Annotated in this window: 18 protein-coding genes; 4 read left to right on the forward strand and 14 right to left on the reverse strand. The window is 71.4% G+C overall.

The genetic code is table 11. The features are described from left to right. Positions 1 to 66: 66 nt before the first annotated feature. Positions 67 to 2262 carry an ATP-binding protein gene (locus ACZ6ZQ_RS13850; protein ID WP_469768740.1) on the reverse strand — a complete coding sequence of 732 codons (2196 nt, stop codon included), beginning with the start codon at positions 2260 to 2262 and terminating at the stop codon, positions 67 to 69. Between the two features lie 228 nt (positions 2263 to 2490). Here ACZ6ZQ_RS13850 and ACZ6ZQ_RS13855 point away from each other — a divergent pair, with 228 nt between their 5' ends. Beyond that, complete coding sequence (locus ACZ6ZQ_RS13855) at positions 2491 to 2997, forward strand: DinB family protein (RefSeq protein WP_469768741.1); 507 nt, start codon at positions 2491 to 2493, stop codon at positions 2995 to 2997. 33 nt (positions 2998 to 3030) lie between these two features. Here ACZ6ZQ_RS13855 and ACZ6ZQ_RS13860 read toward each other — a convergent pair whose 3' ends face one another. Further along, the gene (locus ACZ6ZQ_RS13860; protein ID WP_469768742.1) at positions 3031 to 3750 is read right to left on the reverse strand and encodes a TerB family tellurite resistance protein; all 720 of its coding nucleotides are present in this window, start codon (positions 3748 to 3750) and stop codon (positions 3031 to 3033) included. Positions 3751 to 3940: 190 nt separating this feature from the next. Next, positions 3941 to 5719 (reverse strand): 2-isopropylmalate synthase, encoded by a 1779-nt coding sequence (gene leuA, locus ACZ6ZQ_RS13865; protein ID WP_469768743.1) that lies wholly within the window; start codon positions 5717 to 5719, stop codon positions 3941 to 3943. A gap of 307 nt (positions 5720 to 6026) precedes the next feature. Here leuA and ACZ6ZQ_RS13870 point away from each other — a divergent pair, with 307 nt between their 5' ends. Further along, complete coding sequence (locus ACZ6ZQ_RS13870; RefSeq protein ID WP_469768744.1) at positions 6027 to 7082, forward strand: M4 family metallopeptidase; 1056 nt, start codon at positions 6027 to 6029, stop codon at positions 7080 to 7082. 127 nt (positions 7083 to 7209) lie between these two features. Beyond that, positions 7210 to 7476: a protealysin inhibitor emfourin gene (locus ACZ6ZQ_RS13875; RefSeq protein ID WP_469768745.1), complete on the forward strand. Its 267-nt coding sequence runs from the start codon at positions 7210 to 7212 to the stop codon at positions 7474 to 7476. Here ACZ6ZQ_RS13875 and ACZ6ZQ_RS13880 read toward each other — a convergent pair. The 11 genes from ACZ6ZQ_RS13880 to ACZ6ZQ_RS13930 form a co-directional block, all read right to left on the reverse strand. Continuing rightward, a complete protein-coding gene (locus ACZ6ZQ_RS13880; protein WP_469768746.1) occupies positions 7473 to 8201 on the reverse strand; it encodes a TetR/AcrR family transcriptional regulator in 729 nt (242 codons plus the stop codon). The two genes, ACZ6ZQ_RS13875 and ACZ6ZQ_RS13880, sit on opposite strands and share 4 nt — an antisense overlap. A gap of 97 nt (positions 8202 to 8298) precedes the next feature. Next, positions 8299 to 9246, reverse strand: a complete 948-nt coding sequence (gene era, locus ACZ6ZQ_RS13885) for a GTPase Era (protein ID WP_385416260.1) — start codon at positions 9244 to 9246, stop codon at positions 8299 to 8301. A 102-nt stretch (positions 9247 to 9348) separates the two neighbouring features. Then, positions 9349 to 10293, reverse strand: a complete 945-nt coding sequence (locus ACZ6ZQ_RS13890) for a DUF916 domain-containing protein (protein WP_469768747.1) — start codon at positions 10291 to 10293, stop codon at positions 9349 to 9351. Positions 10294 to 10353: 60 nt separating this feature from the next. Further along, complete coding sequence (locus ACZ6ZQ_RS13895; RefSeq protein WP_469768748.1) at positions 10354 to 11691, reverse strand: WxL domain-containing protein; 1338 nt, start codon at positions 11689 to 11691, stop codon at positions 10354 to 10356. Between the two features lie 235 nt (positions 11692 to 11926). Then, the gene (locus ACZ6ZQ_RS13900; RefSeq protein WP_469768749.1) at positions 11927 to 12238 is read right to left on the reverse strand and encodes a hypothetical protein; all 312 of its coding nucleotides are present in this window, start codon (positions 12236 to 12238) and stop codon (positions 11927 to 11929) included. Between the two features lie 224 nt (positions 12239 to 12462). Further along, positions 12463 to 12816 carry a cytidine deaminase gene (locus ACZ6ZQ_RS13905; protein ID WP_469768750.1) on the reverse strand — a complete coding sequence of 118 codons (354 nt, stop codon included), beginning with the start codon at positions 12814 to 12816 and terminating at the stop codon, positions 12463 to 12465. 275 nt (positions 12817 to 13091) lie between these two features. After that, the gene (locus ACZ6ZQ_RS13910; RefSeq protein ID WP_469768751.1) at positions 13092 to 13457 is read right to left on the reverse strand and encodes an MmcQ/YjbR family DNA-binding protein; all 366 of its coding nucleotides are present in this window, start codon (positions 13455 to 13457) and stop codon (positions 13092 to 13094) included. After that, the gene (locus tag ACZ6ZQ_RS13915) at positions 13454 to 14722 is read right to left on the reverse strand and encodes a hemolysin family protein (RefSeq protein ID WP_469768752.1); all 1269 of its coding nucleotides are present in this window, start codon (positions 14720 to 14722) and stop codon (positions 13454 to 13456) included. Before ACZ6ZQ_RS13915 ends, ACZ6ZQ_RS13910 begins: the two co-directional genes overlap by 4 nt. 109 nt (positions 14723 to 14831) lie before the next feature. Then, positions 14832 to 15329 (reverse strand): rRNA maturation RNase YbeY, encoded by a 498-nt coding sequence (gene ybeY, locus ACZ6ZQ_RS13920; RefSeq protein ID WP_469768753.1) that lies wholly within the window; start codon positions 15327 to 15329, stop codon positions 14832 to 14834. Between the two features lie 13 nt (positions 15330 to 15342). Further along, a complete protein-coding gene (locus ACZ6ZQ_RS13925; protein WP_453659271.1) occupies positions 15343 to 16368 on the reverse strand; it encodes a PhoH family protein in 1026 nt (341 codons plus the stop codon). 141 nt (positions 16369 to 16509) lie between these two features. Next, complete coding sequence (locus ACZ6ZQ_RS13930; protein WP_469768754.1) at positions 16510 to 17631, reverse strand: carbohydrate kinase family protein; 1122 nt, start codon at positions 17629 to 17631, stop codon at positions 16510 to 16512. Between the two features lie 264 nt (positions 17632 to 17895). Between ACZ6ZQ_RS13930 and ACZ6ZQ_RS13935 the strand changes: the two genes are divergently transcribed. Next, positions 17896 to 19236, forward strand: a complete 1341-nt coding sequence (locus tag ACZ6ZQ_RS13935; RefSeq protein ID WP_469768755.1) for an MFS transporter — start codon at positions 17896 to 17898, stop codon at positions 19234 to 19236. Positions 19237 to 19238 lie beyond the last annotated feature (2 nt).

Below are 19238 nucleotides of genomic sequence, written 5' to 3' on the forward strand. Positions count from 1 at the left end.
GAACACCCGTCCGTCACATTGACGTGCAGTCAACACCCAGGTGAGCGGGGATGGTTGAGGCATTGATCAGCTGCTGAGCTTGCGCCGCACCTCGGCTTCGCGGACGTGGTCGCCCAGTTCGCCGTAGACGGTCGCCGCCCGTCGGTACTCCGCGTCGGCGCCCAGCTCGTCGCCCTGCGTAAGCAGGTTGTCGCCGATCGCCTCCGCGGCGCCCGCAATGCCCATGCCGTAGCCGATGCGGGCGAACACGGCCAGCGCAGCGCGGTGATGCTCGGCGCCGGACCCGTACGCACCACGACACTCCTCCAGGTGGCCCAGCTCGCACAGCGTCCAACCCTCCCCCACCGGCCGGCCGTTGCGGCGGTAGATGGCGAGCGCCGAGCCCAGACACCGCTCGGCGGGAACGAAGTTGCCGGCCTGGACGTAGGCAGCGCCCAGATGTCGTTCGGCGTCCGCGAGGTACGCGGGGCTGCCGCTGCGACGGGCGAGGGCGGCCACAGCCGTCTCCAGGCAGTCGATCGCCTCGTCGGGCCGGCGCCGGCGCAGATGGAGGGCGCCGAGGCTGCTCAGGACCTCCGCCTCGCCCATCTCATGGCCCATTTCCCGGTAGCCGTCCACGGCTGTCCGGAACTCCCGCAGTGCCTCGTCATAGCGCCCGGCGCGGCCGAGGGCGTCACCGAGCAGCCGGCGGGTCTTGATCTGTTCGGCGCGGGTGGCGGAGCGCTGCTGCACGGCGACCGACATCCGCAGATGATCCACGGCCTGGCTCAGCCGTCCCTCGTGCAGATACGCGGCGCCCAGGCCGCGCAGCGCGTACGCCGCCCAGGCCTGTTCGCCCGCCCGGCGGGCCACGTCGAGGATCGTGGCCCACATGGCGAGGCGCGGGAGCTGGCTCGGCTGGTCCCACAGCCATCGGTCGGCGGCCATCGCGAGCCGGTAGCCGGAACGGTGGTGGCCTTCGCGCACTGCCGCGCGTACGAGAAGAGAGATCGTGGCCTGCTCGGCGCCGCCCCAGGCATGGCTGCCGTGCCGCTCGGCGTCCTCGGTGTACGCGGTGAGGATCCGTTCGAGGACGGCGCGGCGGTCGGCCGGGGCGGTGTCGCGTTCGAGCCGCTCGGCGGCGAACAGGCGGATGAGGTCGTGGAGGCGGTAGCGGTCCGGGCCGACGGGCTGGACGAACTGGGCGTCGGCGAGGCGTTCAAGTCCCGCCCCGGCGGCGGGCGGCGACCGGTCCGCGGCCGCCGCGGCGACACGGGCGGTGAGGCGGGAGCCCGGGTATGCGCCCAGGCTGCGGAACAGTTGGCGGTCCTCGTCGCTCAGCGCGTCGTAGCCGGCTTCGAAACTCGCGCGGACGGCGAGGTCGCCGACCCGCAGCTCGTCGAGGCGGCCCCGCTCGTCGGCCAGGCGGCCGGCCAGTTCGGACACCGGCCGGCTGGGGCGCGAGCGCAGTCGCGCGGCGGCGATGCGGACGGCGAGAGGCAGCAGTCCGCACGCGTGGACGATCATGCGGGCGGACTCGGGCTCCGCGGCGGTGCGGTCGGCTCCGGCGACGGCCGCGAGGAGGGCGAGCGCCTCGCGTTCGGTGAGGGCGCCGAGGGGGACCGTGGCCGCTTCGGGGAGATCGAGGAGCGCGTTGCGGCTGGTGATGAGGGCGAGACAGTACTCACCGCTCGGGAGCAGCGGACGCACCTGGGCCGCGTCGGCGGCGTCGTCGAGGACCAGCAGGACGCGGCGGCCCGCGGTGCGGCTGCGCAGACGCGCGGCGAGGGCGTCGGGCTCGCCCGACTGCTCCTCCTCGGGTGCGCCGAGGGCGGCGAGCAGGCGGGCCAGTACGGCGGCGGGCGCGGCGGGCTCGCCGCGGCCCGCGCCGAGGGCCGCGTACAGCTGGCCGTCGGGGTAGAGGGGGCGGAGCTCGTGGGCGAGGCGGACCGTGAGGGCGGACTTGCCGAGGCCGGGGGCGCCGGTGACGGCGATGGCCCGGTGGCCTTCGCGGACGAGGCGGAGCAGGGTGCCGATGTCGTGGGTGCGGCCCGCGAAGTCGGTTATGGGGGCCGGGAGTTCGGCCGGGTCGGGGGCGCCGGGGGCCGGGGCGGCCGGTTCCCGCTCTGATGGCGGTCCGTGGGCCCATGACTGGTGCACGGCGAAGAGGGCCGTACCGGCGGCCAGAACGGCCACGAGCGGCCAGGCGAGCGGCGCGAGCGGCTCCAGGGCCGCGGGAAGGGTGCCGCCGGTCGCCACGTTCACGGCAACCGCGAGCAGCACCGAGAGGAGAGTCGATCCCGTGGCCAGAACGGCCGTTGCGCGAGTGCGCCGCACAGTGCCCCCGTCCCCCGCCGACGTACGCGTGTGTCCATTGTGGCGCACCGACACCTCAACCGCTTTCTGGCGAAGCCCGGTTGGAACCATGAGGAGCCATGAGGAGCGATGTGGAGCCACGAGGAGCCACGAGAGTCGGACACTTCGTATCGTCCACCTCGTATCGTCCCTGTCATGACCACTGAACGCATCGCCCCTCCCGTGATCGCGAACGAACGCGAGATGCTCCGGGGCCATCTCGACTTCCACCGCGCCACGCTCGCCATGAAGTGCGACGGGCTGTCCGACGAGGAGCTGCGCAGGCAGTCGATGCCGCCGTCGACGCTGTCGCTGCTCGGTCTGGTACGGCACATGGCGGAGGTGGAACGTACGTGGTTCCGCCGTGTGATCAACGGGGAGGACATCCCGCTGGTGTGGTCGGACGAAGGCGACTACCAGGTCGCGTACGACGCGCGCACGGCGACGCGGTCGGAGGCGTTCGAGGCCTGGCGGACCGAGATCGATCACGCCCGCCGGATCGAGGCGGAGGCGGAGTCACTGGACGTCACCGGGTACCAGCCGAGGTGGGGCGAGGACGTGTCGCTGCGGCTGGTGATGCTGCACCTGATCCACGAGTACGCCCGGCACAACGGGCACGCCGACTTCCTGCGCGAGGGGATCGACGGGACTGTCGGCGCCTGACCGCCGGGCCGCACGCAGTCGCAGGCGGCCGGCCTACGGCGACGGCGTACGCGCCGCCGCCAGCAGCCGCGCCGTGTCGTCGGCGCGCAGCTGCAGCGCGTTACCGACCGTCGTCAGAACGTCCCGTTCGGCCGGGATGTACGGGCCGTCGGCGAGCGCGATGCCCGCGCCCTGCAGCAGGATCGATTCGCGGCCGGCCGGGGCCAGATGCGGGGTGAGCGGCTCCAGGGCCTCGTGGAGTTCGATGGCGAGGGCGGCGCCGCAAGGGCCGATGTCGGTGATGAAGCGGCCGGTGTCGGCGGCCAGGGCCTCGACCATCGTGGTCAGCTGGTCCTCGGTGCAGTCGCTGAATCCGGCGGCACGGACGGCGGCGACGGCGGTCTGCCGGACCGAGCGGGAGGAGGTGCCGCCGGCGGCGAGAACGGCGAGGGCGACGGTGTGCACGGCGTCGCGGAGCATCGCGGAGAAGCGGGCGGTGGTGGGGTGGTCGAGGGCTTCCGTGCCGAAGTGGGTGTGGCAGGCCGCGCATTCGACGACCGGGCCCGCGTAGCCGCGTGGCAGGACGGGGACGCCGAGCACGGTGAAGCGTCGGCGGCCGGTGCGGCGGCGGTAGTTGCGGTCGCCTCCGCAGTCGGGGCAGAAGAACTCGCCGTCGCCGATCGTGCTCCAGGACGTACGCACACCGAAGACGCGAAGGCCACGATTACCGTGGATGCGCGGTTTTCGGCCGCTTCGTCCTCGGGCTGGCAGCACGTCGCACCTCCGTGAATCCTCCGTGGCCCGTCGGGCACGGGTGGTGCCCCCACGGCAACGTCGCCGCATTGACGTGATGTTAGCCACATCGATGATGTGGCGTCAGTACCCATGCGTCACTTCGCCCGGACATGGCCGAACCCCGCCCCTGTGACAGGGGCGGGGTTCGGGTACGGAGGCGGCGTCTGCGTCAGCGGGCCGCGCGGTTGACGGCCGAGATGACCGCCTTCAGCGAGGCGCGCGTGGTGTTGGCGTCGATGCCGATGCCCCACAGGACCTTTCCGTCGATGGCGCATTCGATGTACGAGGCGGCCTGCGCGGAGGCGCCCTCGCTCATCGTGTGCTCCTGGTAGTCCAGCAGACGGGCATCCACGTCGATCGCGGCCAGTGCGTCGAAGAACGCGGAGATCGGACCGTTGCCGGAGCCGGTCAGGACGGTGTCCACGCCGTCCACGACCGCCTCGACCGTCAGGGTGTCGGTGCCGTCGGTGTCCGACGTGGTCTGGCCGGAACGCAGCTGGATCCGGCCCCAGCGGGCCTCGGCGTCGACCGGGTTGGGCAGGTACTCGTCCTGGAAGACCGACCAGATCTCCTTCGGCGTGACCTCGCCGCCCTCGGCGTCGGTCTTGGCCTGAATGATGCGGGAGAACTCGATCTGCATCCGGCGCGGCAGGTCCAGCTTGTGGTCGTTCTTCAGGACATAGGCGATACCGCCCTTGCCGGACTGCGAGTTGACGCGGATGACCGCCTCGTAGGAGCGGCCGACGTCCTTCGGGTCGATCGGCAGGTACGGGACGGCCCACTCGAGATCGTCGGTCGTCACGCCCTGGCCCCGGGCGGCCGCCTCGGCCTCCATGGCGTCGAAGCCCTTCTTGATGGCGTCCTGGTGGGAGCCGGAGAAGGCGGTGTAGACCAGGTCGCCCGCGTAGGGGTGGCGCGGGTGGATCTCCATCTGGTTGCAGTACTCGCTGGTGCGACGGATCTCGTCGATCTGCGAGAAGTCGATCTGCGGGTCGACGCCCTGGGAGAACAGGTTCATGCCCAGGGTGACCAGGTCGACGTTGCCGGTCCGCTCGCCCTGGCCGAACAGGCAGCCCTCGATACGATCCGCGCCCGCCATGATCGCCAGCTCGGCGGCGGCCACGGCCGTACCGCGGTCGTTGTGCGGGTGGACGGACAGGCAGACGTACTCGCGGCGGGTCAGGTTCCGGGACATCCACTCGAAGCGGTCCGCGTGCGTGGACGGCGTGGAACGCTCCACGGTGGCCGGCAGGTTCAGGATGATCTCGCGGCCGGGACCGGGCTGCCAGACGTCACAGACGGCCTCGCAGACCTCCAGGGCGAAGTCCAGCTCGGTGTCGGTGAAGATCTCCGGGCTGTACTGGTAGCCGAAGGTCGTCTCGGGGCCCAGCAGCTTGTCGGCGTACTCCATCACCAGACGGGTGCCGTCGACGGCGATCTGCTTGATGTCGTCCTTGGAGCCGCGGAAGACGACCCGGCGGAACGTCGGCGCCGTCGCGTTGTACAGGTGCACGGTGGCGCGCTTCGCGCCGACGATCGACTCGACGGTGCGCTCGATCAGGTCCTCGCGGGCCTGGGTCAGGACGGAGATGGTCACGTCCTCGGGGATCGCACCCTCTTCGATGATCGAGCGGACGAACGCGAAGTCCGTCTCACCCGACGAGGGGAAGCCGACCTCGATCTCCTTGTAACCCATTCGGACGAGCAGGTCGAACATCTCGCGCTTGCGCGCCGGGCTCATCGGGTCGATCAGCGCCTGGTTGCCGTCGCGCAGGTCGGTGGACAGCCAGCGGGGCGCCTTGGTGATCCGCTTCTCCGGCCAGGTACGGTCCGGGATGTCCACGGCCTCGTACTGCCCGTACTTGTGGATCGGCATGCCGGAGGGCTTCTGGGTGTGCGTCGTGTTGGTGATCGGGGTGGGGCGGCCGATCCACTGCGACTGTGACATTGCGTAGGGCTCCTCGGGGTCCTGCTGGGGCGGGACGGCCGACTTGGTCGCACTCTCTCGAAGCAGCACCAGACTCCGCGGGGAGGGGGTCGGCCTACGACTACAGGCCCTCGCCGCGGCAGCTAAGGAGAAGCAGCCCGAAACGCATGATGCGGACGAGCCTAGCTGAGCTTTGGCGGAAGTGCCGGTCCCGTTTCAGTATGCGGGACGACCGATCGGTAACGGGCAAATGTGAGCTATCACCCTATTTCACTAACCATCGTCGCAGGTAGTGACAGCGGCATGACCCACTGCCACATTGCCACACATGGATTCCTTCACGCCTGTCTTCTGCGGCATCGTGCCGCCGCACCTGCTCGACAAGCTCGCCCAGGCGGACGACCCCGCGATCGCCGCGGCCGCCCGCCGCACCCTGATCGCGGACGCCGGGCACCGCACGGGCCGCCGGCTGACCACCGTCGTCGGAGCGGCCGCCCCGGCCGGCCGGGAGACCGGGGCGAAGCCCCGGCGCACCCTCTACGACGCGGAGCACAAGACCGCGCTGCCGGGTACGAAGGTGCGCTCCGAGGGCGACGAGCCCGGCCAGGACGCGACCGTCAACCGCGCGTACGCGGGCCTCGGCGCGACCTTCGAGCTGCTGCTCTCCGCGTACGGGCACAACTCCGTCGACGGCAACGGCCTGCCGCTCGACGCGACCGTCCACTACGACGAGAACTACGGGAACGCCTTCTGGAACGGCGAGCAGATGGTGTTCGGCGACGGGGACGGCGAGATCTTCCTCGACTTCACGGTGCCGGTCGATGTCATCGCCCATGAGCTGGCACACGGCTTCACCCAGTACTCGGCGAACCTCACGTACTTCGGCCAGCCGGGCGCGCTGAACGAGTCGGTGTCGGACGTCTTCGGCTCGCTGGTGAAGCAGCACACCCTCGACCAGACCGCCGACCAGGCCGACTGGCTGATCGGCGCCGGGCTGCTCGCCCCGGGCGTGACCGGGGTGGCGCTGCGGTCGATGAAGGCGCCGGGTTCGGCGTACGACGACGACGTCCTCGGCAAGGACCCGCAGCCCGCGACGATGGACGACTACGTCCGTACGGGCCGGGACAACGGCGGTGTCCACATCAACTCCGGCATCCCCAACCACGCGTTCTATCTGCTCGCCACTCAGCTCGGCGGCAAGGCATGGGAGCGGGCGGGGCAGATCTGGTACGACACGATGACCTCGGGGAGCCTTGAGGTCGACGCCTCGTTCACGGACTTCGCCAAGGCCACGGTCGCGGCGACGGCCGCGCGGTACGGCGAGGGCGAGGAGCACGAGGCGGTGCTGAAGGCCTGGTCGCAGGTCGGGGTGGCCACGGCCTGAGGCCTGTCCTGACCGCCCTGGCTGTCCTGTCCGCCCTGGGGCCTGATCCACCGGGCAGGCCCCAGGACAGGAGCCAGGTGGGCCGCCGACGGAGGCGGATCCGCCCGTGACAGGCTAGACAGGACCCATGCGTATTCAAGTGCGACGCACAGGTGGTTTCGCCGGCATCGAGCGGGTCTCCGAGGTGAACACCGCGAACCGGCCCGACGCCCAGGAGTGGCATGCCCTGGCCGAGCAGGCCGTGAGCGATGGACGGGGCACTCCGCCGGTGGGGGTTCCGGACGGATTCCAGTACCAGATCACGGTGGACGACAAGACGGTGTACTGCGCGGATCCACGGCTTACGGAGGCGCAGCGGTCGCTCATCTCGCGGGTGCTGAAGGAAGGGTCCTAGTCCTTGCAGGGCGCCGGGTCCTTGCAGGGCGCCGGCTGCGGCTCCGGGGCAGGGGCAGGGCTCGGGGGTGGGGCTCCGGGGCGGCGCCTCTCTCCGGGCGTGCCGAGGCCCGTCGCGACCGAGGCCGCAGCGGGGCCCGGGGCGTCGCCCGCCGCGACGGCGAAGTCGCGGAGCGCGCCCGCCAGCACCTGATCAGGCGTGTACTCGCCCATGATGTAGCCGGTCCGGGCGAGTTGGGCGAGGCCGTGCATCTGGGCGAAGAGCTGGCGGACCAGGAGGTCCGGGTCCGCCTCGCGGCGGAAGCGGCCTTCGGCGACACAGCGCCGGATCGCGTCCCGGGGCAGGCGCAGGACGGACACCCCCATGCGGCGGTCGTCCTCGGTGAGTACGAAGCCGGCGAGGCCGGCGCCGCCGAACAGCACGGCGTAGACGTCGGGTTCGGCGCGCGCGAAGTCCTGGTAGCAGCGGCAGAGTGCGGCGAGTTCGACGACCGGATCGGGGTCACCCGTCATCGACTCGGCGCGGGCGCGGAAGCGTGCGAAGCCCTCGCGCATCAGCTCCCGTACGAGCTCGGGCATCGAGCCGAAGTGGGTGTAGACGGCCATCGTGGAGGCGCCGACCTCCTTGACCAGGCGACGGGCGCTGAGGGCACCCGGACCTTGTTCGGCGAGGATGCGGGCCGCCTCGTCGAGCAGTCGACGGCGTACGGAGTTCGCGGATGACACGGCAGCAGGTTAACGCTGTTATGGGCAGCAAGAGCGTTATGGACATCCGGCCCGGGGCCGAGGGACGGTCCCTTGCGCGCGGGCCTCGGCGCGGAGGTCAGAAACCCAGCTTGCGCAGCTGCTTCGGGTCCCGCTGCCAGTCCTTGGCGACCTTCACATGGAGGTCGAGGAAGACCGGCGTGCCCAGCAGCGCCTCGATGTGCTTACGGGACTTGATGCCGACCTCCTTGAGGCGGCTGCCCTTCGGGCCGATGATGATGCCCTTCTGGCTGGGGCGCTCGATGTAGACGTTCGCGTGGATGTCGAGGAGCGGCTTGTCGGCCGGGCGGTCCTCGCGGGGCAGCATCTCCTCGACGACGACCGCGATGGAGTGCGGCAGTTCGTCCCGTACGCCTTCGAGCGCGGCCTCGCGGATCAGCTCGGCGACCATGACCTGCTCGGGCTCGTCGGTGAGGTCGCCCTCCGGGTAGAGCGGGGGGCTCTCCGGCATGAGCGGGACGAGGAGGTCGCCGAGGAGCGCGACCTGCTTGTCGCCGACCGCGGACACCGGGACGATCTCCGCCCACTCGATGCCGAGCTCCTGGCCGAGCCGGTCGATGGCGATCAGCTGCTCCGCCAGCGTCTTGGAGTCGACCAGGTCGGTCTTGGTGACGATCGCGACCTTCGGGGTCTTCTTGATCCCGGCGAGCTCCTTGGCGATGAAACGATCCCCCGGGCCGACCTTCTCGTTGGCCGGCAGACAGAAGCCGATCACGTCGACCTCGGCCCACGTCGTCCGTACGACGTCGTTGAGCCGCTCGCCGAGCAGCGTGCGCGGCTTGTGCAGGCCGGGGGTGTCGACGAGCACGAGCTGCGCGTTCAGGTCGGGGCGGTGCACGATGCCGCGGACGGTGTGCCGGGTGGTCTGCGGCTTCTTGGAGGTGATCGCCACCTTCTGGCCGACCAGAGCGTTCGTGAGGGTGGACTTGCCCGCGTTGGGGCGGCCGACGAAGCAGGCGAAGCCGGCGCGGTGCGGGGCTTCGGATCCAGGGGTGTGAACGCTCATGCGGGCCATTCTCCCCGATCCCGGGCCACTCACGTACCGCGGCGCCCTTGGCGCACCCCGCGCTCACGTACCGCGGCGCCCCCGCCACGCCACGCCACGCCCTCACGTACCGCGCACCCTCCGGTGCCGGAGGCGGAGCCACGTCACCGTGCCGGCCCCGGCCGCCAGCAGGACGGCCACGACCAGCCACGGCAGGGCGACGAAGGACACCGCCGCGGACTCGCGCACGTCCCGTGCGCTCGCGGTCAGTGTGACCTCGCCCCAGTCGAGCTGAGGCGCTCCCGCCCAGCTCTCCGTGAGCCGGATCTTCTGGCGCGGCAGCAGCTCGCTGGGGATCTTCGTCAGCTCGCGGGCCAGGAGCGTACGACCGAAGACTCCCTCGGCGCGCAGGGCGACCTTGGGGTTGAGGGTGACGTTGCCCCGGTTGTGGAGCGTGTACGAGATGACCGCGCTGCTGTCGCCGGCGCCGGGCAGCAGGGGCTTGTCGTGGGCGTACGTCACGTCCTCGACGGACAGGGCGGGCACGGTCGGGCCGTTCACCCGGAGGTAGACCCGGGCGCCGACGGCCCGCTGGATGCCCACGGCGACGGCGCCGCCGCTCCCCGCGGCGATGCGCTCGTCGAGGGCGACCAGTGCTCCCGGGTGGTCGCCGGGCTCGGCGGTCCCGGGGACGGTGAGCGTGTACGGGACGGTGACGGAGGAGCGTGCCGGGACCGTGACCCGGTCGCGCTCCGGCTTCGCCCAGGCGCCGACGCCGCGCTGCCGCTCCTTCCGGGTACGTACGGCGAAGCCGCCGTCCCGCGCGGTGTTGTACGCGTCGGCGGCGTACAGCACGAAGGTCAGGGGGGCGCTGGTCTTGTTGCTGACGGTGACCTGGTCGGTGAGCGTGGTGCCGGGGTCGGCGGAGAGATAGAAGTACGGGCGGCGGCCCAGCTCGGAGGCGGCGGGCTCGACGGACCACTCGCCGTTGTCGGCGGCGTGGGCGGTGCCCGGGGCGCCGTACAGGAGCGCGGCCAGGGCGAGGAGGAGTGCGGACAGCTTTCGCACGGTGCAAAACCCCCGGGTCGGGGCGGGCCGACCGGGTGCGCGCCCGGCCCGCCGTGGGTGTCAGGTGAGGGTGAGGGTCAGCACGCCCGCGTAGGCGCCGGGGGCGGTGAACGCCGGGACGTCCAGCGACACCTTCGCGCCCGCGGTGAACTCACCGCCGGTGAGCGCCGCGTTGGGGGTGGACGCCAGGGTCGCGCCGGCGCTGCCGACCACGCCCGCGGTGCCCGCCGCGCAGGTGCTGGGGCTGCCCGCCTTGGTGGTGCAGGACGGGGTCCAGGAGAGCTTGCCGGCGTCGATCTTTCCGCCGGGTCCGGTGAAGTCGGTGACCTTGCCGGTCAGGGACCAGCCCGCGGGGCCGCCGCGGAAGTCCTTGACCGTCACCGCGTTCAGGTCACCGGTGGAGGCGCCGCCCTTGCCGAAGTCGACGGACGCCAGCTGGACGGTGTCCCCGGCCTGGGTCATCGAGAGGGTTCCGGCCGCGACGGAGGAGTTGAGCTTCTGGCTGTTCGGCGGGGACGGGGTGTCGTCGATGACGCTGTACGCCGCCGGGCCCGCGCCCTTGGCGGCGTCCCAGGCGGCGCCTTCGTACGCGACGATGCCGGTGGTGGCCTTGTCGTTCACCGTGAGCTGCGCGGTGAACGAGCCGGTGGAGCTCGCCTTGACCGTCGTCCTGTCGGCGGTCTCGGCCGCCCCGGAGCGGCCGGCGACGGTGACGTCGGCTCCCGGGGTGAACTTGGTCCCCGTCACGTTGACCTTGTCGCCCGGTTTGCCGGACGCCGTGCCGAGTTGGATGGTGCGCTCGTTGGGGACGGTCTGCGGGGAGGCGACGATCGTCTGGGAGACGGGTGCGGGCGGGTTCGTCACCGTGCAGGGGGTGTCCAGCTCCATGATGTAGCTGGTGTGGATGTTGTAGTCGCCGGGCGAGAGCGTGGTCGTGCCAGGCGCGGTGACTGTGAACGTACCGGTCATGGAGAACGACGGGAACGGCGCCTTCCCCGGCACCGGCGGGTTCTTCTTCGGGCCGGTCATCGTGACGCTGCCGGTCTGGGCACCGCCGAGGGCGACCTTGCCGGTGGGCGTCATGATGTCGGCCGGGAGGGCGATGTCGACGGGGTTGCCGGCTGCGGGTTTGGTCACGGTGTATGTGACGGTGACCGTGTCACCGACCTTGGGTGCGGCGTTGTCGACGGTGATCTCGGCGGTGGTCGTGCCGTCGATGGGCGGGATGCCGGCGATCGGCGGCGGTACGCAGTGCGTCGGGAAGTCGACCGCCTGTGCGGCCGCCACCTGGGCGTGGGCGGGGGCGATGAGGGACCCGCCGCCGGTGACCGCGAGCGCGGTCACCCCCAGAACGGCTGCCCAGCGGTGTCTTCGCTGAGCGGATCGTTGGGATGCCATGTGCTTCCCCCTTCAGTCGGTGGGCGCCATTGACGGGGCGGGGGGAAGAGAAGTCAATGGAATCGAAATGCACCGACTGATGACCCATCAGACACTGTCAAGATCGGTGTTTCCGCAGGTCAGTTGAGAGACCGGCGCAGACGGCTGGACCCGCGGCACGGGACGACCGGACGTGCACGGTCAGCCGAGCCGACGGCCGGCAGACGGCTGGACCCGCGGGGTGTGACGGCCGGGGTCAGGCCGGGGACGGGCCCTGTTCGCGGCGGCGTGTCACCAGCGCTGCCGTCATCACCACCGCGTAGAGCACCACGAGCACGCCGAGCGTCAGACCCAGCCAGTCGACGGGCCCGCCGCGGATCAGGCCGGTGGCGGCGAGGATACCGGCGACGAGGCCGGCTGCCAGGAGGACCACGCCCGCCGCGGCGCGCAGGGCGCGGCGGCGGGGGCCGGTGGTCAGTTCGGCGCCCGCGGTCGCCGCGAGGAAGAGCGGGAACGCGTCGGACGGGGCCACCCTGTCGGAGACGGCCCAGTCGATCAGATTGATCACGACGCCGACGAGGCCGACGGCCAGGGTCTGTCGTTTGGATCAGGCCGGATCAGCGAGCGGGGTCTGGCGCGTGCAGATGCAAGGCGGAGGAGGGAGCCACTGCGGAGCATTGGCGACCGACGACAACGCAGCAGATGCGCGTGCCAGGGCACGCGAGCCCGGCAAGATCCGAACGACAGACCCTAAGGCCACGCGCGCCCAGGTGCGCGAGGCACGGGGCATCGTCAGCCCGCCGTCACCGTCGTACGCAGCACCCCGTCGGGGCCCGCCAGCAGGACCGGGGTCGCCGGGCCGCCGAGGTCGCGGACCGCCGCGCGGTCGGCGTCCGCGACCGTGTCGGTCTCGGCGACGACCGCCGCGGCCTCCAGCGACTTCGCGCCGCTCGCCACCGCCATGGCCACCGCGGTCTGCAGCGCGGTCAGCCGCAGCGACTCCAGCGCGACCGTGCCCGCCACGTACGTACGCCCGGTCTCGTCCCGTACCGCCGCGCCCTCCGGCACACCGTTGCGGGCGCGGGCGCTGCGCGCCAGCGTGATGATCTTGCGGTCCTCGGGGTCGAGTTCGGTGCTCTCAGTCATGTGCCGAGCATAAGTCGGCAACCCCGGTCAGCTCCGAGCGCCCTTGCCCTGGGGCCTGTCCGCCGGATCTTGCTAGTGCCGCGACCGGCAATGTTTGCCCGTGAAGGAGCGTCGTCCGGTGCGTGCCATCGCAAGGCGGCCGGAAGTCCTTGTAGCGGAGCTACCAGGGCTTTTGGCCAACGCAGCGAGGGTGCGTGCCGGGCGGCGCGACAGGGCAAAGCTTGCCGGGAGGGGCACTGGGCTCCAGGCCGATCCACCGGGCAGGCCCTGAGGGGTCAGGGCCGGTCGAGGCGGAGCCGCTCCGCCTTCGGCAGGCCCGCCACGACCAGGTCGTACGAGTCCTCGATGAGTTCCCGGACCATACGGGCCGGGAGTTCGCCCACCGTCACCGTGTTCCAGTGGCGTTTGTTGAGGTGGTAGCCGGGGACGATCGCCGGGTACTCGGCGCGCAGCCGGACCGCCTCGTCCGGGTCGCATTTGAGAGCGACCTTCAGCGGGGTGGCGTCCAGGTCGCTGATGGCGAACATCTTCCCGGCGACCTTGAAGACCGAGTGTTCCGGGCCGAAGGGGAAGTCCTCCACCGCGGCGTTCTGCTCCAGGCACAGGGCTTTGAGCTGCGCAGCGGTCAACCGGTCGGTCATGAGGGCTCCACGAGGACGGTGACGATCTTGTTGCGGCGGCCGGCCGTGGCCTCGGCGGTCAGCCGCAGCGAGCGCCCGTCCGGCAAGTCCACCACCGCGGTGGCGCCGGCGATCGGCACCCGGCCGAGGGACTTGGCGAGCAGCCCGCCCACCGTCTCCACGTCCTCGTCGTCGAACTCGTCGAGCCCGAACAGTTCGCCGAGGTCGCCGATGTCGAGCCGGGCGGTGACCCGGTAGCGCGAGTCGCCCAGCCCCTGCACGGGCGGCAACTCCCGGTCGTACTCGTCGGTGATCTCGCCGACGATCTCCTCCAGGATGTCCTCGATGGTGACGATCCCGGCCGTGCCGCCGTACTCGTCGATGACGACGGCGACATGGTTGCGCTCCTGCTGCATCTCGCGCAGCAGATCGCCCGCGTTCTTCGTGTCGGGCACGAAGGCCGCCGGGCGCATCGCCGTGGAGACCAGCTCGGCCTCCGCGTCCCGCTTGATGTGCGTCTTGCGGACCAGGTCCTTCAGATACACGATCCCGACGATGTCGTCCTCGTTCTCCCCGGTCACCGGGATACGGGAGAAGCCGGAGCGCAGGGCGAGGGTGAGCGCCTGGCGGATGGTCTTGTAGCGCTCGATCGCGACCAGGTCGGTACGCGGAACCATGACTTCCCGTACGAGGGTGTCGCCCAGCTCGAAGACCGAGTGCACCATACGGCGCTCCTCGTCCTCGATGAGCGACTCCTGCTCGGCGAGGTCGACCATCGCACGCAGCTCCGCCTCGCTCGCGAACGGACCCTTGCGGAAGCCCTTGCCCGGCGTCAGCGCGTTGCCGATGAGGATGAGCAGCTGCGGGACCGGGCCCATGACGCGGGCCAGCGGCAGCAGCACGTACGCGGCGGCCGTCGCGGTGTTCAGCGGGTGCTGGCGGCCGATGGTGCGCGGGGAGACCCCGACGGCGACGAAGGAGACGAGGACCATCACACCGATGGCGACGGTCAGCGCCTGCCAGGTCTCGGAGAACTCCTGGAGACAGGCGTAGGTGACGAACACCCCGGCGGCCATCTCGCAGGCGACCCGCACCAGTAGTGCGACGTTGAGATAGCGCGTCGGGTCGGAGGCTACCTGCGCCAGCCGGTCGGCGCCGCGCCGTCCCGAGCGCACCGCCTCGTCGGCACGGAAACTGGAGACACGGGCGATACCGGCTTCCGCACACGCCGCCAGCCAGGCGACGACGACCAGCAGGACCGCGGCGATGATCAGTTGGCCGGTCATGATCCGGCCACGCTCACGACTGGGACGGCCATGGTCATGCGCGGGACGGCCACGCTCACGAGTGGGACGGGCGTGCTCGCGGGCGGGACGGCCGCGCTCATGCGCGGACTCATGAGACGGTCGGCGCCGGGGACGGGCCGGTCAGGCCCTTCTCCGCCCGCCAGCCGTCGACGATCGCCGCCTGCAGACCGAACATCTCGGCGCGCTCGTCCGTCTCCTCGTGGTCGTACCCCAGAAGGTGCAGCACCCCATGGACGGTGAGCAACTGGAGCTCCTCGTCCATGGAGTGCTGGGTCGGCGCTTCCTCGCCCTGCTTCTGGGCGACCTCGGGGCAGAGCACGATGTCGCCGAGGAGCCCCTGCGGGGGCTCCTCGTCGTCCTTGACCGGCGGGCGCAGCTCGTCCATCGGGAAGGACATGACGTCGGTGGGGCCCGGCAGGTCCATCCACTGGATGTGGAGATGCTCCATGGCGTCGGCGTCCACGACGATCACCGAGAGCTCGGACAGCGGGTGGATACGCATCCGCGCGAGCGCGTAGCGGGCGATGTCGAGGATCGCCTGCTCGTCGACCTCTGTGCCGGACTCGTTGTTGACGTCGATCGACATGGTGTTCTTCGGTCTACTTCCCGTTGGTGCCGTTTCGGCTGTCGTACTGCTCGTACGCGTCGACGATACGGCCGACGAGCTTGTGCCGGACGACATCCTGCGACGTCAGCATGGAGAAGTGCACATCCGGGACGCCGTCCAGGATCTCCCGGACCTGGCGCAGGCCGCTCTTGGTGCTGCCCGGCAGGTCGACCTGAGTGATGTCACCGGTGACGACGATCTTCGAATCGAAGCCGAGACGCGTCAGGAACATCTTCATCTGTTCCGGATTCGTGTTCTGCGCCTCGTCGAGGATGATGAACGCGTCGTTGAGCGTACGGCCTCGCATATACGCCAGCGGCGCCACCTCGATCGTGCCCGCGGCCATGAGGCGCGGGATCGAGTCCGGGTCGATCATGTCGTGCAGCGCGTCGTAGAGCGGACGCAGATACGGGTCGATCTTCTCGTACAGCGTGCCGGGCAGGAAGCCGAGGCGCTCGCCCGCCTCGACGGCGGGCCGGGTCAGGATGATGCGGTTGACCTGCTTGGACTGGAGCGCCTGGACCGCCTTGGCCATCGCCAGATAGGTCTTGCCCGTACCGGCGGGGCCGATGCCGAAGACGACCGTGTGCTTGTCGATCGCGTCGACGTAGCGCTTCTGGTTGAGGGTCTTGGGGCGGATGGTGCGGCCGCGGCTGGAGAGGATGTTCTGCGTGAGCACTTCGGCCGGGGTCTCGTCGGGCCCCGTCCCGTTCTCGCTCGCCCTGAGCATGGCGATCGAGCGTTCCACCGCGTCCTCCGTCATGGGCTGTCCGGTGCGGAGCACCAGCATCATCTCGTCGAAGAGGCGCTGGATCAGAGCGACTTCCCGCGCGTCGCCGATCGCACTGACCTCGTTGCCCCGGACATGGATGTCGGCCGCCGGGAAGGCCTTCTCGATCACGCGCAGCAGGGCGTCACCCGAACCGAGAACGGTCACCATCGGATGCTTGGCCGGGACGGTGAACTGGGCTCGTGCCTGTCCCGGCGCTGGGGTCTGGGCTGTGGGTGTCTGAGTCATGGGCCGGCTCTGTGGCCTGCACATACCTCCCGTTGCAGGGTTCTCGCTGCTCGACAACCTCTGGAGTACCAGCGTACGACCCCGCACCGACAGTCCCGAAGCCCTTTTCCTGGGGCGGGGGAGTTCCCTGTGCCCCCTTGTTCAGGCCGGGCGGCGGAAGCCGATCGTCGGCACCGCGCGGCGCAGCGGCCACGGCCGGGCCGCCGCGGGCAGCAACCGGGCGAGGAAGGCATATCTGGCCAGTGCCTCCGGGTCCTGGTCGGAGCAGCCCCGCACGTACTGCCACCAGGCCGCCACCTCCGACCAGCCGGGCGCGGACAGCGAGCCGCCGAACTCCTGCACGGACAGCGCGGCGATCAGCCCGGCGAAGGCGAGCCGGTCCGCGAGCGGCCAGCCCGCGAGGGTGCCCGTGACGAAACCGGCCATGAAGACATCGCCCGCTCCCGTCGGATCCAGCGCCTCCACCGCGATCGCCGGGACCTCCGCGGTCTCCCCCGTCGCGCCGTCCACGGCGTACGCGCCCTCCGCGCCGAGTGTGACGACGGCGACCGGCACCTTGTCGGCCAGCGCCCTGGCCGCGGCCCGGGGGCAGTCGGTGCAGGTGTAGCGCATCGCCTCCTGCGCGTTGGGCAGGAACGCCTCGCACAACTCCAGATCGAGCAGTGACGCAAGATCCCAGCGGCCGGTGTCGTCCCAGCCGGTATCGGCGAAGATCCGGGCGCCCCTGCCGGCCGCTTCCGTGATCCAGCCCTCGCGGCGGCCGGGTGCGAGGGAGGCGACGGCGGCCCGTGCGCGCGGCGGCACCGGGTGGAACGGGGCGCCGTTGTCCTCCGGCGGCGGGGCCTCGTGACCGTGCGAGATCATCGTCCGCTCGCCCTCGTACGCCATGGAGACGGTCACCGGGGAGTGCCAGCCGGGCACGGTCCGCGACCGGGACAGATCGATGCCCTCGCCCTGCTCCAGGGCGTCCCAGCAGTAGTCGCCGTAGAAGTCGTCGCCGAAGGCCGCGGCGAGCGAGGTGCGCAGACCGAGCCGGGCGAGCGCGGTGGCCATGTTGGCGACCCCGCCCGGGCTCTGCCCCATCCCCCGCGCCCAGGACTCGGTGCCCCGCACCGGGGCGCTGTCCAGACCGGTGAAGATGATGTCGAGGAAGACCGTGCCGGTGAGGAACACATCGCATTCCGGGTCCCCGCCGGTGCGCAGCGCGCCCAACGGGTCGACGTCTGTGGTGCGTTGCTGCTGCTCTCCGTCGGTCGTGATCACGGTGGCTCCCGAATCGCGGTGCGAGGTGCGCTGCAAGAGCGGTGCGAATCAGGCCAGTGTGCCCGATCCTCGCCCCACCGCAGGGGTGGCAGCCCACAGAAAGTGCATGCCGTTACCCCTACTGATCCAGCACAAACCAAATGTGCCCCGCATCACACCATCCCATCTTCTCCGGCCCCGGGCGCGCTTGATACAAATTGGCGCGCGTTCCCGTGCAACACCGGGCGCTCCACCCCATTTCCCCCCTTGTTCCCGGGAACGCCCATGCCCTCGCGCCCGCGCGCCGCGTGGCCCTTGGTCGCGGTCTTCGCCGCCGGCTACCTCGCCGCGTATCTCCTGCCCACCGTCGTCGGCCGGCTCTCCGCCGGACTCGGACTCTCCCCCGCCCAGGCCGGGCTCGTCGGCTCGACGCTGCTGCTGCACTCGGCTGTTGCGGGCTTCGCGCTGGCCTCGCGGGTCGAGCGGCACGGGCCGCGGCGGCTCTCCCGGCTGGGCCTGCTGCTCGCCCTGACCGGGTACGGGACCGCCGCGCTGACCTCGTCCGTACCGCTGGTCGTCGCGGGGACCGCGGTGGGCGGCCTCGGCTCGGGTACGGCGACGGCGGTCGCCGCGGCCGGAATCGCCACGCAGCGCGACCCGCACCGCGCCTCGTCGCTCGGGCTGCTCGCGGTGTCGGCGTCCGCGGGGGCCCTGTATCTCACGCTCCCGCGGCTCGGGGGCGGGCACGCACTCCCGTTCGCGGCGCTCGCGCTCGCCGCGGTGCTGGTGTGGCCCGCGACGGGACGGCTCGACGCGGCCGGCGCACGGGTGAGTGGCCAGAGCCCACGGACCGGGCTGCCCCGGCTGCCCCGGCTGCGCTCGGGGGCGGTCCTCGCGGGCGCCATGCTCTGCTGGTCGATGGCGCAGAACGCCCTGTGGGGCGTGAGCGGGCGGATCGGGGTCACCCAGGCGGGGCTGAGCGAGGTCACGGTCGGCGCGGTCTTCGCGGTCGCGCTGGGCGCGGGGCTCGCGGGCGTCCTCGGCGCGGGCGCACTGGGGGCACGGCTCGGCCGGGCGGTCCCGATCGGCGCGGGCACGGCCCTCATCGCCTGCTGCATCGTGGTCAGTTCGTCGGCGCGGGGTCTGATGACCTTCGCCACGGGCGAGATCCTGTGGAACGTCTGCTACCCCGTGGTCCTGTCGTATCTGATCGGACTCGCCGCGTCGCTCGACCCGCGCGGCCGGTGGGCGGTGCTCGTCGGCTCCGCGTCGTCGCTGGGCGTCGCGTGCGGACCGCTCACCGGGAGCCTGCTCTCCGAGCACGCGGGGTACCCGGGGATGGGGCTGGTGTTGTGCGCCCTGCTGCTCCTGGTGGCGGTGCCGATGACCGCGGTGGCCCTCCACACCTCGGGCCGCCCGCTGGTCCCCGGCGCCATCCGCCGCCGCGGCGGTGCCCCGGCTGCGGTGGTCGCCCTCACGACGGGCGCCCCGTCGGGGGCCCGGGTCCCCCAGATCGGCGCCCTGGAACAGCCGGTCGCGGAGATCCCGGTGCCGGTGACGACACGGGTGCGGGCCCGTCGGCGCCGGCTCCTGCGGGACCGGTCCTCGAAGGTCCTGGCGTCCTGACC

This window comes from Streptomyces sp. NPDC053673, from assembly GCF_055585225.1.